Raw genomic sequence first — 2,978 nt, forward strand, 5'->3', positions numbered from 1 at the left:
TAAATAGACAGAAGGCTACTATATTTTGAAAGCTAAAATTGAATAACTTTATTATCATTGAAAACGGGACACAGATTATAACACACAAGCTGCCTATTCCTTATTTTTTTAGGGAATAGGTGTAGCTTTTGAATTAAGTCTGATCGTTTCTAATAAAGATTGATAATTTCTAATAAAGTTTGATCAAAAATCCTGATGTGATAATGCAGAATTTTTCTTGTTCAGCAATCGGACCATTTAATTGAGTAAGTCTTATTAAACGAACGGTGGCAGGATAATGAATTTCATGGAGTGAAATAAGAAATTAGAGTAGAGAATTATTTAGAAAACTATTTAGAAAATAAAAAGGGATAGGCCTTTGGTAAAATAAAAGATTTATTTTTAGTAAAGAAAAATTAATCTTGAAATAAAGGTTTGAAAAAACGGTATGGACATTGCCAACCGTTTTTTTTTAGGGATTTATAAAACTTTTTAATGGAGTGCGTCGTCTAATAAATGGGAAGGAGGAACTGATGTGGATGAATTAACAGCAGAGGCGTTTGAAATAGAAGATAAGGAGGACCTTATAGATGAGATAATGAACAAGTATGGACAGGAAATCTTACAGCTTGTTTATTCATATGTAGATAATAAAGAGGTCGCTGAGGACTTAACGCAAGATATATTTGTTAAATGTTATAAATCTCTTCATACATACAAAGGGAAATCAAATGTAAAAACATGGTTGTGGAGAATTGCCATTAACCATTGTAAGGACTATATAAAAAGTTGGTATAACAAAAAGGTAATTGTTACAGAGGATGAATCTACGTATATTGGGATTCAAAAAGAAAGTGTTGAACAAACTGTTATTCAAAATGTAGAGGACCGTAGGCTGGCTTCTGCAGTAATGAACTTACCAATAAAATATCGAGAAGTGATTTATCTCTTTTATTATGAAGAGTTGCCAATTAAAGATATTGCTATGGTAATAGAAGTGAAGGAAAACACGATAAAAACAAGACTGAAAAGAGCTAAGGAACTATTGAAGAAAGGATTGGAGGAATAATCAAATGGAAGATCGATTAAAAGGCCTACGAAAATCAATGGAGAATACAACTTTTAAACATTTGAGTTTTTCTGATCAACATCGAAAGCAGGTACACGAAAAAATTAATCAATCATACGAAAATGAAGAAGATATCCTTTTAGCAGTTCTGCAACTTCTCATGAATGAAAAAACAGGGTACGAATTGGCACAGCTATTGCGTGGGAGAGGGATTCAAAAATTCGAAGGAAATGAAGGCTTTTTATACACCTTATTACATCGTCTGGAACAGAATCGTTTTATCCAATCGAGTTGGGATCATTCAGGAGCTAAATATTATCAATTAAATGATAAGGGAAGAAAGATGCTACGAAAGGCAGAAAAAAATTCTACAAAGGCACGATTTATATTAAAAGGATTAGTACAGGGGTGAGACAAATTTGAATAAAAAAGGGGAGCGTTTTTTAAAAGAGGTTACCAATCATATTAAATCAAAAGAAGCGAAGAACCTTGTGGCAACAGAACTGGATTTTCACTTGAAACAGGCGAAGAATATGTGGATAGAGAAAGGGTTAAGTGAGGAAGTTGCTGAAGACAAGGCTGTTGAACAAATGGGCAGTCCAATCAAACTTGGTCAAGAACTTAACAAGCTTCATAAGCCGAAGGTTGATTGGTTCATTATTATTTTATTAGTGATTGCTATGGGGCTAGGTTTTTTGCCAGTTGTAGCTTTTGGACATACGAATGATTTACTAATGGATAAGGTAATATTTGTTATTCTCGGTGTTGTAACAGCTTTTGGGATGATGCTGATTGATTATCGGAAATTAGAGAGACTCGGATGGCTGTTTTACACAATCGGAGTACTCATCCTGTTAATGCTATACTGTTTTCCAAACGCTTCAATGACTGGAGAACCGTTAATAAAAATTGGTCCTATTGCAATTGGATGTTTAATGGCAGTGCCGTTCTTTTTTCTAGCTTGGGCTTCTTTTTTCAATAACAGTAGGCTAAAGGTTATGCATCTTGTGGTTTTGTATCTATTTTCTTTGTATTTATTCTTAACTGTATCAACTCTTTCAACAATTTTTATCTATATTATGATGGTATTCGTTATGCTTTGGTGGAGTAAGTTAGGAAAGAAAAAGGCATTGATTATTACAATTGTACCAATTTGTTTATTTATTATCAGGGTATTCTTTTCCTGGTCTTCAGTAAAAGGATACCGGATGGCTAGAATTTTAGGGTACATAAATCCAGAGCAAGATGCAGGTGGCGCAGGGTTTATGTATATACGTTTAAAAGAGGTAATGTCGTCAGCAGGTTGGTTTGGTACATCTGGAAATGTACAGTCTATACCTGCTGCATATACTGATTTTGTGTTTGCAAGTTTGACTTACTATTATGGGTATTTGCTTGCGCTGATTCTTGTATTCATTCTTTCTCTTTTTGTAGCGAGGATAATGGTCATATCTTATAAAATAAATGATCGGTATGGTAAATTGCTTCTTGTTGGTGGAATGACTCTTTTTGTAGTCCAGTTCATTTATAACGTTGGAATGATCATGGGCTTATTACCGATCGCTTCTATATCCTTACCTTTTATTAGCTATGGATTAACGCCAACTTTATTTCATGCGTTTTTAATGGGTATCGTGTTAAGTGTGTATCGACGTAAAAATTTGATATCAAGTAGTTTCATTTAGAATTGAATCTAAAGTTTCTTTACATTAATTCAATAAAGAAACTTTACACTGACATGGGTATTTAGCTTATTCCAGAATAGGGCGCTTTAATTGAGCAAGTATAACAAAAATTATCAAACTTTTTTATAAAAGGATGATTCAATTGAATATAGAAAAAGCGTGTTTTGATCCATCTTTTTTTCAAAACACGCTTTTTCTATTTGCCTCTTTTATCAAGGTTTATTATGTTAATTTAATCAAACTTT

Annotated in this window: 3 protein-coding genes; all 3 read left to right on the forward strand. The window is 32.9% G+C overall.

Annotation, left to right across the window (positions count from 1 at the left end; translation table 11 throughout):
- Window positions 1-514 precede the first annotated feature (514 nt).
- Genes V7183_RS21920 through V7183_RS21930 form a run of 3 tightly spaced genes read left to right on the forward strand, consistent with a single transcriptional unit; the run spans window position 515 to window position 2,733 of the window.
- Window positions 515-1,048 carry a sigma-70 family RNA polymerase sigma factor gene (locus tag V7183_RS21920; RefSeq protein WP_335360825.1) on the forward strand — a complete coding sequence of 178 codons (534 nt, stop codon included), beginning with the start codon at window positions 515-517 and terminating at the stop codon, window positions 1,046-1,048.
- A gap of 4 nt (window positions 1,049-1,052) precedes the next feature.
- A complete protein-coding gene (locus V7183_RS21925; RefSeq protein ID WP_016113565.1) occupies window positions 1,053-1,460 on the forward strand; it encodes a PadR family transcriptional regulator in 408 nt (135 codons plus the stop codon).
- 7 nt (window positions 1,461-1,467) lie between these two features.
- The gene (locus V7183_RS21930) at window positions 1,468-2,733 is read left to right on the forward strand and encodes an FtsW/RodA/SpoVE family cell cycle protein (protein ID WP_335360826.1); all 1,266 of its coding nucleotides are present in this window, start codon (window positions 1,468-1,470) and stop codon (window positions 2,731-2,733) included.
- Window positions 2,734-2,978 lie beyond the last annotated feature (245 nt).

Origin of the sequence: Bacillus sp. JJ1127 (assembly GCF_036965845.1) — a bacterium.
Lineage (GTDB): Bacteria > Bacillota > Bacilli > Bacillales > Bacillaceae_G > Bacillus_A.

What these genes read in the sequence shown, in the direction of transcription:
- V7183_RS21925 (WP_016113565.1), top strand. Translation starts at nt 1,053, where the DNA reads ATGGAAGATCGATTAAAAGGCCTACGAAAATCAATGGAGAATACAACT.